Raw genomic sequence first — 15,113 nt, forward strand, 5'->3', positions numbered from 1 at the left:
GGTCCAGGTGGCGTTGAGCTGAGGGCCGGTGTCGGTGTCGATGGTGGCGGCGTTGAGCTCGGCCGTGTGCGACAGCGGCATCGGCGCCGTGCTGGCCACGGCTATGGCCGACAAGCCGTCCTCGCTGATCAGCCAAAGCTCATCGATGGCCCCGGGCGCGGTCGCACTGAGCCGTCCTAGGTAGTTGAATCCGATGGTGGGGTCGGGTGCGGTTAGGGCGGTGTCCGGGTTGAGGTAGCGCAGCAGTCCGTAGGTCAGGGGGTGGGGCGCGGCGCGCAGTTGTTCCTTGGCGCCCTTGACGATCGGGCCCAGTGCGGGGTCGCCCGCTGCTATATGGTCCCAGCGCAGCCCACCGACGTTCAGTGCGACGGGGTATTTGGTGGTGAACCAGCCCACGGTGCGTGACAGATCCACCGCGTCGGCCAGGTCGTCGTGGCGGCCGTGGCCTTCGACGTCAATGCCCACGGTTTGGCCGGTGGAGCCGAGGAATTCGGTCCAGGCCAGCGCGTAGGCGATCAGCAGGATGTCGTGAATGCCGGTGTGGAAGGCCGCGGGGACGTCGGAGAGCAACACCCGGGTGGTCTCGGTGTCCAGGGTGGCGGTGAGGTGCCCGGCGCTGGCGTAGGTGTCGCCGGGCTGCGGCGGGGGCAGCGCGGCCGCGGTCGCCGCGACGTGGTTCCAGGTGTCGGCCTGTGCGATGACCGCCGCGGTGTGGGCGTGCTCGTCCAGAAACGCGGCCCACCGCTGGAATGAGGTGCCGATTTGGGGCAGGGCGATCGGCTGGCCGTGGTGGTGCTGGGCCCACGCGATGTTGGTGTCCTCCAACAGGATCCGCCATGACACCGCATCGACGGCCAGATGGTGAACGATCAGCACCAGCTGGCCGGTAGTGGAGACCCACAACGCGCTGAGCATCACGCCACCGCCGGGGTCGAGCCGGGACCTCGCCTGGGCGAGGACATCATCGGTCAGCGCGTCGACGGTGTGCAGGCACTGAGCGCCGTCGACCGCCCCGGGTCCGGGAACGGTCAGCGACCGCCCGCTCGTATCGGCCCGCGCCCGCAGCATCGGGTGGCGGTCGAGCAGTGCTTGCAGGATGACGAGCGCGTCGTCGTGGGTCGCTTCGGTCGGTGCCTGCAGCACCATGGATTGGTTGAACTGGTCGATCGGGCCGTCAATGTCGAACAGCCAGTGCATGATTGGCGTGGGCTTGACGGGCCCGATCCCGTCGTCGGTGGTCCGTTGATGGCCGTCGGTGATGCCAGGGATGCGGGCCAGCCGCGCCACGGTCTGCTCGACGAAGATGTCACGGGGGCGGCAGGCCAACCCGGCCGCGCGGGCCCTGGCGACTACTTGCATCGACAGGATGCTGTCGCCGCCGAGGTCGAAGAAGGAGTCGTCGACGCCGACGCGCTCGACCCCGAGGATCTCGGCGTAGATGGCGGCCAGGACTTCTTCGACGGGGTTGGTCGGGGCGCGGTAGCGATCGACATCCACGTAGTCGGGGGCGGGCAGGGCGCGGGTGTCGAGCTTGCCGTTGACCGTGGTCGGCAGGGTGTCCACCACGACGATCGCGGTGGGCACCATGAAGCCGGGCAGCCGCTCGGCCAGCGCGGCGCGCGCCGCAGCGGGATCGGCGGTGCCGGTGATGTAACCGACTAGCCGCCGGTCACCGGGCCGGTCCTCACGGGCGATCACCGCAGCCTGTCCGACGTCTGGGAGTTCGCCCAGGGCCGCGCGGATCTCGCCGAGTTCGATGCGGTACCCGCGAATCTTCACCTGTTCGTCGGCGCGCCCCAGGTAGTCCAGTTGCCCGTCGGGTCGCCAGCGCACCAAGTCCCCACTGCGATACATCCGGGTGCCGGGCGGGCTGTAGGGGCAGGCCACAAACCGGGCCGCGCTCAGCCCGGGCCGGCGCCAATAGCCGATCCCGACGCCGCGGCCGGCGACATAGAGTTCGCCAACGACGCCGGGCGGGACGGGACGCAGCCAGGGGTCGAGGACGAACAGCGCCGCGCCGGGCACCGGTAGGCCGATGGGGACCGCGGCCGAACCGGGCGCCAGCGGGGCGCTGATGGTGGCATAGACCGTGGTTTCGGTGGGGCCGTAGCCGTTGACCATCACCCGCCCGGGCGCCCAGCGCTCGACGATCTCGGCTGGGCAGGCCTCTCCGGCGGCCACGAGCGCCAACGGCTGTAGCCCGGCGGGGGAGAGCATTGCCACCGCTGACGGGGTCTGACTCAAGACGGTGACGTGTTCGGAGATCAGCAGGGCGCGCAGCTCGTCGGGGGAGCGGGTCACCTCCTCGGGCACCACCACCAACCGCCCACCAGAAAGCAACGCACCCCAGATCTCCCACACCGAAAAGTCGAACGCATACGAATGGCACTGCGTCCACACCTGCTTGGGCTCCAGCTCGAAACCCACCTCCAGTGCGTCGAACAGGCGGGTGACGTTGTGGTGCGTGACCGCAACCCCTTTGGGCGCCCCGGTAGTGCCCGATGTGTAAATGATGTGCGCGACATTGTCGGCTGCCGGTGCCGGCAAATCCGTACTCGGCTGGGCGTCAATCCGCGGGTCGTCGACGTTGACGACGATGAAGGCGTGCCCGTTCAGCCGTGGGCGCAACGCTGTGGTGGTGAGCGCGGCCACCGGCCTGGAGTCGGCCAGCAGGAAGTCGATCCGCTCGTCGGGCAGCGCCGGGTCGATCGGCAGGTACGCCGCGCCGGTCTTGAGCACCGCCAAGATCGCCACAATGGCCCCACCGGAACGCGGGAGGACCAGTCCCACGCATTCACCCGGGCCGGCACCGTAACCAATCAGAAGATGAGCCAGCCGGTTTGACGCACCATCGACCTCGCGGTAGGTCCAGGACTGTTCCCCGAACCGCAGCGCCACCGCTTCCGGGGCCCGCAGCACCTGCTCGGCGAACAGCGCCGGAATCGACACCGCCGCCGCGGCCTGCTCCAACACCGGCCACCGGCCCATCTCGCCCAGACGGGTGAGCTCACCGGCCTGGAGCACATCGAGCGACGACAACCGCACACCCGGATCAGCGGTCATCGCCACCAACACCCGCTCCAACCGCTCCACCACCGCGGCGACCGTGCCGGCGTCGAACACGTCGGTGCGGAACTCCACCGCACCCGAAATCCCAGCCGGCTCACCCTCATCGGTGAAGCGCTCAGCCACGTTGAACGTCAAATCCATCCGGGCGGTATGGGTGGTGATCGGCACCTGGGACACCTGTAAATCCCCCAACGCCAACCCCGGATCAGCGCCGGTGCCCGGCAGGTTCTGCCAGGCCAGCATCACCTGCACCAGCGGATGATGAGCCAGCGACCGCGCCGGGTTGAGCCGCTCAACCAGCACCTCGAACGGCACGTCTTGGTGGTCATAGGCGGCGAGGCTTTGCCTCCGCACCTGGCCGAGCAACTCATTGACGGTCGTATCACCCGCGACGTCGACGCGCAGTACCAGTGTGTTGACGAAGAACCCCACCAGGCCCTCGAGCGCGGGGTCGTGTCGCCCTGCGATCGGAAAACCCAACGGCACATCCGAAGTCGCGCTCAGCCGCGACAACAGCACCGCTAACCCGGCCTGAACCACCATGAAACTCGTCGCGTTGCACTCCCGGGCCAGCGCACGCACCCGCTGCTGTAACTCCGCCGGCCACTCCACCGGCACCGTCGCCCCACGCAGATCGGCCACCGCCGGATAAGGCCGATCTGTGGGCAACTCCAACCGCTCCGGCATCCCCGCCAGCGCATCCTCCCAATACGCCAACTGCGCGGCAAAGCGACTGTCGCCATCATCGAGATCACCCAACTGCGCGCGCTGCCACACCGCGTAATCCGCATATTGCACTGGCAATTCGGCCCAGTCAGGGGCTTCGCCGCTGCACCGGCTGGCATACGCGACATTCAGGTCACCCACGAGCGGGGTGATCGACCAGCCATCCGCGGCGATGTGGTGCACCACACCCACAAGCACGTGGTCGTCGTCGCCGACGCGGAAAAGCTGCACTCGGAAAGGAATCTCGGCCCTCAAGTCGAACGTGCGCCGCGCCGCGGCGTCGATGGCCTCATGAAGCGCGCCCGGGGACCACCCGGCGGCGTCGGTGACGTCCACAACGCCGGCGCAGTTACTCGGCAGCACGCGCTGGAAGGGCACCCCGTCGACGTCGGGGAACACCGTGCGCAGCGATTCGTGCCGGCCTATGACGTCGTCCACGGCCATCCGCAACGCAGTCAGATCCAGCGTTCCCCGCAAACGCAACGCCACCGCCAGGTTGTAAACCGCTGAAGGCCCGTGCAATTGGTCGAGAAACCAGAGCCGACTCTGGGCGAAGGACAGCGGAATGACTTCCGGCCGTTGGACGGCTAGAAGAGGCTGAAGGCGGCTGTCATCGCCACCGATGTGTGCGGCCAGTTGCGCGACCGTTGGCGCGTCGAACAGAGTCTGCATTGACAGGTCGGTGGCCAGGTCGGAGCCGATCGCCGCGATCACGCGCATCGCAGAAACCGAGTCGCCGCCGAGGTCGAAGAAAGAGTCGTCGACTCCGACCCGGTCGATGCCGAGAACGCGGGCATAGATGCCGGCGAGGATGTCCTGGGTGGGATCCTTCGGAGCGCGGTACCGCTGACCGTTGGTGTACTCCGGCGCCGGGAGGGCTCGGGTGTCGAGTTTGCCGTTGACCGTCAGCGGCAGCGTTTGCAAGACGACGATGGCCGACGGAACCATGTATCCGGGCAGCCGCCGGGCCAGTGCCTCCCGTGCCACAGCGGGATCGACTGCTCCGGTGGCCGTTTCGGTGAGGTAGCCGACGAGCCGCCGGTCACCGGGCCGGTCCTCTCGGGCGATCACCGCGGCCTGTCCGACGCCCGGGAGTTCGCTCAAGGCGGAGCGGATTTCGCCGAGTTCGATGCGATACCCGCGAATCTTCACCTGTTCGTCGGCGCGGCCGAGGTAGTCGAGTTGGCCGTCCGGCCGCCAGCGCACCAGGTCCCCGGTGCGATACATGCGGGTTCCGGGCGGGCCGAATGGACAGGCCACGAAGCGCGAAGCGGACAGTCCGGCCCGGCGCCAGTAGCCCACCCCGACGCCGCGGCCGGCGATATACAGCTCGCCGACCACCTTGGGCATCACGGGACACAGCAACTCGTCGAGGACGAAGAACGCGGCTCCCGTGATCGGGGACCCGATGGGTGGCGAACCCGATCCCGGCAGCAGTGGAGCACTCTTGGACGCCCACATCGTGGTTTCCGTCGGGCCGTAGACGTTGGTCATCACCCGTCCGGGCGCCCAGGCATCCACCAGCGCCGGAGGACAGGCTTCGGCGCCGATGACCAACGCCGTGGATTCCAGTCCCTCGGGGGACAGGGCGCTCACTGCCGACGGGGTCTGCGTCAGCACGCGGACGCGCTCCTTTATCAGTAGGTTGTGGAATTCGCCGGGTGATCGAGCCACCGACTCGGGCACCACCACCAGACGCCCGCCGAACAGCAACGCGGCCCAGATCTCCCACACCGAGAAGTCGAACGCGTAGGAATGGAACTGCGTCCACACCTGGTCCGGGCCCAGTCGAATACCGATGTCGAGCGCGTCGAAAAGCTGGGTGACGTTGTCATGCGTGACCGCAACGCCTTTCGGAACCCCGGTGGTGCCTGAGGTGTACACGATGTGGGCTATGTCATCGGGCGCGGGGAGGGGTAAGGCGGTGTCGGGTTGAGCGTCGATGCGAGCGTCGGCGGTATCGATGACAGTCAGGCCGCATCCGTCCAGTCGCGAACGCATCTCCGCGGTCGTCACGACGGCGATCGGGGTGGCGTCGGTGAGCATGAACTCGATGCGGGACCGCGGATGCATGGGGTCGATCGGCAGATACGCCGCCCCGGTTTTGAGCACCGCCAGGATCGCCGTTATCGCCTCGGCGCACCGGGGGAACAGCAGTGCGACACACACGCCCGGTCGCGCGCCGTGCTCGATCAGCAGATGTGCCAACTGATTAGCGGCCTCGTCGAGCTCGCGGTAGGTCATCGAGCGGCCTTCGAAGGTCACGGCCAGCGCCTCGGGGGTCCGCGACACCTGGGCGGAGAAGAGCGCCGGAACCGATAGCGGCACCGCGGGCCGGGTCAATGCGGCGCGGTTGCTCCAGTCGTCCAGGCGTGCGTGTTCCGTCTCGTTGAGCAGATCGATGGACAACAATCTCCGCGTCGGATTGGTGGTCAACGTTGTCCCCCTAGGTCGGTGGTCATGGCCACCAACGCGCGCTGGAAGCGGTCGATCAGTGATTCGATGGTCTCGGCGTCGAACACGTGGCTGTCGTATTCGACGCGAAGAAGCAATTCGCGGTCGGGGCGGGCCTGCATTGTCAGCGGGTAATGACTGGATTCGGTACCGGTCAAGTCGGTGATCGCCAGCCCGTTGGTGTGCGACAGCGCCGTGGTGTCGATCGGGTAGTTCTCGAACACGAACAGCGTGTCGAAGAGCTGGTCGAGCCCGGTGATGCGGTGAATCTCCTTGAGCGCCAGATGCTGATGATCCAGGGTGCGCTCGTAAGCGGTGTGCAATTGCCCGAGCAGGTCTGCGACGGTGGTGGCCGGGGTGATGGTGGCTCGGACGGGGATGGTGTTGATCATCAGACCCACCATCGTTTCCGCGCCGACCACCTCGGTCGGCCTGCCCGAAACAGCCGCCCCGAATACGACGTCGCGCCGGCCCGTCATGGACATCAATACCTGTGCCCAGGCGCCCTGCAGCACCGTGTTGACGGTGGTGTGACAGGAGCGGGCCAGTTCGTTGACGGCCTGGGTGGTGCCCTCCGGCACGCGAGCCGACGCGAGGCCTCGGGTTCCCAGCGTCGGGGTGCCCGGCGGTGCGACCAGAGTCGGGGTGTGGAAACCGGTGAGCACCTCGCGCCAGGCCTGCTCCGCGGCGTCGAGGTCGCGCTTGGCGAGCCAGGTGACGAACCGGCGATATGGGACGGCCGCCGGTAGACGTTGGCCGTAATAGGTAGCGAAGATCTCTTGCAGGAGCACGGGCAGCGACCAGCCGTCCAGCACGATGTGGTGATTGGTCAACACCACTCGGTACCGCTCCGGCGCGGTGCGGATCAACGCAACGCGAAACGCGGTCGAACCCTTCAGGTCACACACCGCCGCGCGCTCGGCGTCACATATGCGCTGTAACTGCCCGTCGGTATCGCAATTGAGTTCGACGTACTGCCAGGGCGTTTGGGTGTCGGCCGGGATGATCTGCACCGGCTGGTCGAATTGTGTGCAGAACCGGGCGGCGAGGTTGGGGTGGCGACTGACGACGGTGTCCACGGCGCCGCGGAGGCGATCCGCGTCGAGCGGACCGGAGACGGTGATGTCGAGCTGCATCGAGTACAGGTCGCCGTCGCGGTTCTGGGCGGCCGCGTGGAACAGCAATCCTTGCTGGAGGGGAGTGAGCGGCAGTATGTCGGCGATCCGGAAATGCCGCTGGAGTTGGTCGATTTGGTGCTGGGTGAGACCGGCGGGGGCGATGTCCGAGGGGGTGAGTCCCCCGCCGCCGCGCTGGACGTGTGCGCAGATCCCGGTAAGAGCGTCGAACCACAGCTGATTGAGCCGGTCGACCTGCGCGTCATCGAGCGCCGAAGGCGCCCAGGTCCATTGGGCCTCCAGGTGGGGCCCGGCACCGGCGTCCACGGCGCCCGCGCTGAGTTCCAGGGTGTGCGCGAGTGGCATCGGCACCGCGCTGGCGAAGGTGGTGACCGCCAGACCGTCCTGGCTGGGCCGCCAGAGATCGCCGGACGCCTCGGTGCCGTGCAACCGTCCGAAGTAATTGAACCCGATCGCCGGATCCGGCCCACCCAATGCGACGTCGGCGTTGAGGTAGCGCAGGAGGCCATACGTGATGCCGTCGGGCAGGGCCCGCAGTCGTTCCTTTGCGCGCTTGACGAACGCCCCGACTGCGGCGTCACCGGCCACCAGTTGCGCCCAGCGCGGCCCGACGACCGGTAACGCCGCGGGGTATTTGGTGGTGAACCAGCCCACGGTGCGTGACAGCTCGACATCGGTGGTGAGGTCCTCGTAGCGACCATGTCCCTCGACGTCGATCGCGATCGACCCGCCCTCGTCGGCGCCCGAGAACTCACCCCACGCCAACGCGAGGGCGATCAACAGGATGTCCTGGACGCCGGTGTGAAACGCGGTGGGAACCTCGCCGAGCAGGAGGCGGGTGGTCTCGGTGTCGAGGGATGCCGTGAGGTGCCCGGCGCGGTCGTAGGTGTCAGTCTCGGGCTTGACCGGGGGCAGGGCGACTTGGGCGGGCAGCGACCGCTGCCACACTTCGGTCTGGTCGATGACTTCGCGCCGCTGCGCATGCTCGGCAAGGAGTGCCGCCCAGCGCTGGAAGGATGTGCCGCCCGCCGGCAGCGCGACCGGTTGGCCGCTCAGGCGCTGGGCCCAGCCGATGTTCAGGTCTTCCAGGAGGATTCGCCAGGACACGGCGTCCACGGCCAGGTGGTGGATGATCAGCACCAGCTGGCCGGTGGTCACCCAGACCGCGCTGAGCATTACGCCGGCAGAGGGGTTGAGCCGTGACCGGGCGATCGCCACCGCGTCTTCGGTCAACTCGTCGACGGCGAGCAGGCAGCTTTCGGCGTCCACCGCACCGGTCCCGGGCGCCGTCAACGACCACTCGCCGGCGTCGAAGTTGTCGACACGCAGCCGCAGCATCGGGTGGTGGTCGAGCAGGGCTTGCAGGAGCGCGACCACGTCGGGCCGGGTGACGCCGTGGGGTGCCTCGATCATCATCGTCTGATTGAACTGATCGACGGGCCCGTCGATGTCCCACAGCCAGCGCATGATCGGGGTGGGTATTACCGGGCCGATGCCCGCGTCGAGCGGGCCGATGCCGTCGCTGATCTGGGCGACGCGGGCCAGCCGCGCCACCGTCTGTTCGACGAAGATGTCTCGCGGGCGGCAGATCACGCCGGCCGCGCGGGCCCGTGCGACCACCTGCATCGACGAGATGCTGTCGCCGCCAAGGTCGAAGAAGGCGTCGTCCACTCCGACGCGATCGAGTCGCAGGACCTCGGCGAAGATGCCCGCCAGGATTTCCTCGATGGCATCGGACGGCGCACGATAACTTTCGGAGGCCTGGTAGTCGGGCGCGGGCAGGGCGCGGGTGTCGAGTTTCCCGTTCACGGTGGTCGGCAGCGCATCGAGCACCACCACCCCGGCGGGCACCATGTAGCCAGGCAGCCGCTCCGCGAGCGCGGCGCGCGCGTCGATCGGATCGGCGGTTCCCGTGATGTAGGCGACCAGCCGCTTGTCGCCCGGATGGTCTTCGCGCGCGATGACGGCGGCACGCTCCACGCCGTCGAGTTGGCTTAGCGCGGCATGGATTTCGCCGAGCTCGATGCGGTACCCGCGGATCTTGACCTGCTCGTCGGCGCGTCCGAGGTAGTGCAGTTGGCCGTCGGCGCCCCAGCGGACCAGGTCCCCGGTGCGGTACATGCGTGCCCCATGGCCCCCGAACGGGCAGGCCACGAATCGTGACGCCGTCAGCCCCGCGCGGCGCAGATACCCGATGCCCACGCCGTGGCCGGCGACGTACAACTCACCGATCACGCCGGACGGCACCCGGCGCAACGACTCGTCGAGGACGAACAGCGCCGCTCCGGGTACCGGACTCCCGATGGGCACCACCCCGGATCCGGCCGTCAGCGGCGCGCTGATCGCGACGCACATCGTCGTCTCCGTCGGGCCGTATGCGTTGATCATCACCCGACCGGGCGCCCATTGATCGACCACGTCGGCCGGGCACGCCTCACCGACCACCACCATCGCCGCCGACTCCAAACCCTCGGGCGGCAACACGGCTGCGGCGGAGGGGGTTTGCGTGAGCACGTCGACCTGTTCGGCGACCAGCAGGTGGTGGAAGTCAGTCGGCGACGCGGCGATGTCCTCGGCGACCACCACCACGCGCCCACCTCGTAGGAGCGCACCGAAGATCTCCCACACCGAGACGTCGAAGGCCAGCGAATGACATTGCGGCCAGACGCCCGGATGCGGCAAACCGCCGTCCAGTGATGCCAGCAGCTGCGTCACGTTGTGATGGGTGATGGCAACGCATTTCGGTGTGCCGGTGGTTCCGGAGGTATAGATCAGATACGCGATGTCGCCGTGGCCGGGCGCGGCTGGTGCGGTGCTTGGGCGGTCACCGACCGCGCCATCGGTGACATCCAGCACCACCAGTCCGTGCCCGGCCAGCCGCGGCCGCAGGTCGGGGGTCGTGACGGCGGCGATCGGCGCGGCGTCGTCGAGGATGAACTCTATCCGGGAAGCCGGCACCGCCGGATCGATCGGTAGGTAGGCCGCTCCCGTCTTGAGCACCGCCAGCATCGCGGTGATGGCCTCGGCGCAACGGGAGAACAACAGCGCGATGCATTCGCCCGGGCCCGCGCCGTGCCCGATCAGCCGGTGCGCCAGTCGATTCGACGCGACGTCGAGTTCGCGGTAGGTCCAGGACCGCGTCCCGTCGGTGATCGCGATCGCATCGGGTGTCCTCGCCACATGGCCGGCGAACAAGACCGGAATCGACAGCGGTGTGGGGCCCGGCCGGTCCAACATCGCCCTGTTGGACGTGGCATCGAGGCTGGCGTGCTCCTCGGCGTCCAGCAGATCGATGGACGACAACCGGGCCTGAGGGTCGGCGGTCATCGCGCCCAGTAACCGCTGGAACCGGCTGACAAGCGTGTTGATCGTCTCGGGCGCGAAAACATCCGTGCGGAATTCGACCGTTCCCCGAATGCCCGCCGGCGCACCGTCGTCGGACCAGTGTTCGGACAGCGAGAAGGTCAAATCCATGCGAGCGGTGTGGGTGTCGAGCGGCAATGGTGTGATCTCGAGGTCGCCCAACTCAAGCCCGGCGACGGGGGCGCTCCTATGGCCGGGCAGGTTCTGCCACGCCAACGCCACCTGGGCAAGCGGATGGTGGCTCAGCGAGCGGGTCGGGTTGAGCCGCTCGACCAGCACCTCGAATGGCACATCCTGGTGCTCGAAGGCCAGCAGGCTGCGCCGCCGCACTTGGGCGAGCAATTCGGCGACGGTCGGGTCTCCTGCCGCATCCACCCGCAGCACCAAGGTGTTGACGAAGAAACCCACCAGGTCATCGAGCGCGGGATCACCGCGGCCGGCGATTGGGAATGCCACGGCCACATCGGAATTCGAGCTGAGCCGCGCCAGCAGAACCGCCAGGGCGGCTTGGACCACCATGAAGCTGGTCGCGTTGTGCCCGCGGGCCACCTCGGCGATGCGCTGCTGCAATTCGGCCGGCCAGTCCACGGACACGCTGTCGCCGCGCTGATCGGCCACCGAGGGGTAGGGCCGATCTGTCGGGAGCTCCAAGCGTTCGGGCAAGCCCGCCAGGGCGTCTTCCCAATACTTGAGCTGCGCGGCGATCCGGCTGTCGGAATCGTCGAGCACACCGAACCGCGCCCGCTGCCACAACGTGTAGTCCACGTATTGCACTGGCAGTGGGGGCCAGTCGGGGCCGAGCCCCCGCCCTCGCGCCCGATAGGCCTCGCCGAGATCGCGGATCAACGGCGCCAGCGACCAACCGTCAAAGGCGATGTGGTGCACCACGCCGACCAACACGTGTTCGTCGGCGTCGACACGAAACAACTTCGCCCGCAGCGGAATCTCGGAATCCAAACCGAAGGGGTGGCGCGCCGTTTCATCGACGGCCTCGTCGAGCCTGGCCGGCACCCAATCGGTCGCGTCGATGACGTCCCAGCCGAAATCCGCCCGGTCGGCAGGGACGATGAGTTGTTGGGGCAGTCCATCGGGCGCGGGGAATATCGTGCGCAGGCTTTCATGCCGGGCGACCACATCTGCGAGCGCGTCGCGCAGCGAATCCGCATCGAGGGCTCCGCGCAGCTTCAGTGCCACGGCCACGTGGTAAACCCCTGAGGGGCCTTGCAACTGGTCGAGAATCCACAGCCGATTCTGGGTGAACGAGAGCGGAATCACCGCCGGGCGGTGCCCCGCGGTCAACGGCTCACGGTGGCGGGCCTCGCCGTCGACGAGTGGCGCCAATTGCGCGATCGTGGGTGCGTCGAACAACGCGTGCACAGCCAGGTCGGTGTCGAGACCGGTGTTGATGGCAGCGATCAACCGCATTGCCGACAGCGAATCCCCGCCCAAGTCGAAGAACGAATCGTCGACGCCCACCCGGTCGACACCCAGCACGTGGGCATAGGTGCCGGCCAGGATCTCCTCGACCGGGGAGGCCGGGGCGCGGTAGCGACCGCGGTCCTGGTAGTCCGGTGCGGGCAGGGCCCGGGTGTCGAGCTTGCCGTTGACCGTCAGCGGCAGTGCCCCCAACACCACGACGGCGGCCGGCACCATATGGCCGGGCAGCCGTTCGGTGAGCGTGGCGCGCGCCGCGGCGGGATCGACTGTCGCGCCGATGCTTTCGACGACGTATCCGACCAGCCGTTTGTCGCCGGGCCGGTCTTCGCGGACGACGACGACGGCCTGATCGACACCGCCGAGTGCGGTCAGGGCGGCCTGGATCTCCGTGAGCTCGATCCGATAGCCGCGGATCTTGACCTGCTCGTCGGCGCGCCCGAGGTAGTCGAGCTGCCCGTCGGTCCGCCAGCGCACCAGGTCGCCGGTACGGTACATCCGCGTGCCGGGGGCGCCGAACGGGCTGGCCACGAATCGAGCCGCGGTCAGGCCCGCCCGACCCAGGTAGCCGACGCCAACGCCGCGGCCGGCCACGTACAGTTCGCCGACCATTCCGGGTGGGAGCGGGCGCAGCCAGTCGTCCAGGACGAACAGTGCCGCGGTCGACACCGCAGCCCCGATCGGTACCGTCCCCAGACCTGCGGTCAACGGGGCGCTCAATGTGGCGTACACGGTGGTTTCGGTGGGGCCGTAGGCGTTGATCACCACGCGCCCGGGCGCCCACCGGTCCACCAGCTCGGCCGGACACGCCTCGCCGCCGAGCAGTAGCGCGACCGAATCCAGGCCGTCCTGGGGAAGCGCCGCGGCCGCCGACGGCGTCTGGGTGAGCACGGTGATCTGTTCGGCGACGAGCAGGGCGTGGAAGTCTCTCGGTGAGGCCGTCACCCGCTCGGGCACCACCACCAGTCGCCCGCCGCCGAGTAACGCCGCCCAGACCTCCCAGACGGAAAAGTCGAACGCGTACGAGTGACACTGCGTCCAAACCTGCTCGGCGGGCAGGTGGGCTGACGCCGACTCGACCAAGTGCGCCACGTTGCGATGGCTAATCGCAACGCCTTTCGGCACACCCGTGGTTCCCGAGGTGTAGATGACGTAGGCGATGTCGTCGGCTGCCGGCATAGCAAGCGCGGATCGGGGTTGGGCCATCATGCGGTCGTCGGTGATGTCGACGACGGCCAGTGGGCGCCCGGCCAGCCGTGGTCGCAGCCCGGTGGTGGTGACCGCGACGCTCGGCGCGGCGTCACTCAACATGAATTCGATCCGCTCGTCGGGCAGCGCCGGGTCGATCGCCAGGTATGCCGCCCCGGCCTTGAGCACCGCGAGCATGGCGATGACGGCCTCGGCGGACCGCTCGAGCAGCAGCGCCACGCATTGCCCGGGGCCGGCGCCGCAACCGGATATCGAGTCAGCCAACTGATTCGAGGCTTCGTCGAGATCTCGGTAAGTCAACGACCGGACCCCGTCGCGGATGGCTACGGCGTGCGGAGAGCGGACCACATGGCCGGCGAACAGTTCCGGAATCGTCACCGGTGCGGGTGCGGACCCGGTCAGCGCCGCCCGATTGCCCATGGCGTCGAGGCGGGCGCGCTCGTCGTCGTCGAGCGCGTCGGTCGCCGACAAGGGGAGCTGCGGATCGGCGATCATGGTCAGCAGGACCCGTTCCAGCCGATTGATCAGTGTGTCAACGGTTTCCGCATCGAACACGTGAGTGTCGTACTCGACACGGAAGCCGAGCTGGGCTCCGGGCGTGACCTGGACGGTCAGGGGGTAGTGATTGGATTCGTGGCCGGTGAACTCGGCGACGGTCAATCCGTCGACGGCGGCCAGCGCGGCGGTGTCGACGGGGTAGTTTTCGTAGACGAACAAGGTGTCGAAGAGTTGGTCGTGGCCGGTGATGCGGTGAATCTCGTTGAGCGCCAGGTGTTGGTGGTCGAGGGTGTGGTTGTGGGTGTCGTGCAGTCGGTGGAGCAGGTCGGCGGTGGTCATGGTGGTGGTGATGTGCGCGCGCACCGGCACGGTGTTGATCAGCAGGCCGACCATGCGGTCGGCTCCCGGTATCTCGACGGGCCGTCCCGAGACGGCGGTGCCGAAGACCACGTCATGGTGGCCGGTCAGTCCCATCAACAGTTGCGCCCACGCCGCCTGCAGCACGGTGTTGACCGTGGTGTGATTCGAGCGCGCCAATTCGTTGAGCGCCAACGCGTCTTGCTCGGATATGGCCATCGAACTGGTGCTCTTGGGACCGGGCTTGAGCCGGCCCGGCGGTCCGACGAGGGTGGGGGCGTCAAGGCCGGCGAGCGCCTGGGCCCAGGCGTCGCGGGCGGCGTCGAGGTCGCGCTCGGCCAGCCAGGTGACGAACCGGCGATAGGGTGTCACGGCCGGCAGTCGCCGGCCTTGGTAGCAGGCGAAGATCTCGTGCAGCAGGATCGGTAGCGACCACCCGTCGAGCACGATGTGGTGGAACGTCAGCACAATTCGATGGAGGCTCTCTCCGGTGCGAAGCAGAGCAACCCGGAAGACGGGTCCGGCGGTGAGGTCACCGACCGCGGCCCGTTCGTCGGCGCAAATCCCTTCGATCCGATCATCGGCTTCGACGGCCTCGTATCGCCATACCGCCAAGGGGTGGGCCGGAATGATTTGAACCGGTTGGTCGAACTGCCGGCAGAACCGAGCGGCCAGGTTGGGGTGGCGCTCGACGACGGCGCGGACGGCGTCGTGCAGCCGGCGCGGGTCGAGTGGGCCGGCGACCGTGACGTCGAGTTGCATCGCGTACAGATCGCCGAGATCCCGAGCGGTGGTGGCGTGGAAGAGCAGTCCTTCTTGGAGTGCGGTGAGCGGCAGGATGTCGGCGGTGTCGTAGTGGTTTTGGAG

The 15,113-nt window shown here is 68.1% G+C and carries 1 pseudogene; it reads right to left on the reverse strand.

The window, feature by feature from the left end:
• Positions 1 to 15,113: pseudogene (locus tag A5704_RS29500) on the reverse strand (amino acid adenylation domain-containing protein); the annotation flags it as partial.

Source organism: Mycobacterium sp. E735, assembly GCF_001666955.1.
In the GTDB taxonomy this organism is placed as follows: domain Bacteria; phylum Actinomycetota; class Actinomycetes; order Mycobacteriales; family Mycobacteriaceae; genus Mycobacterium.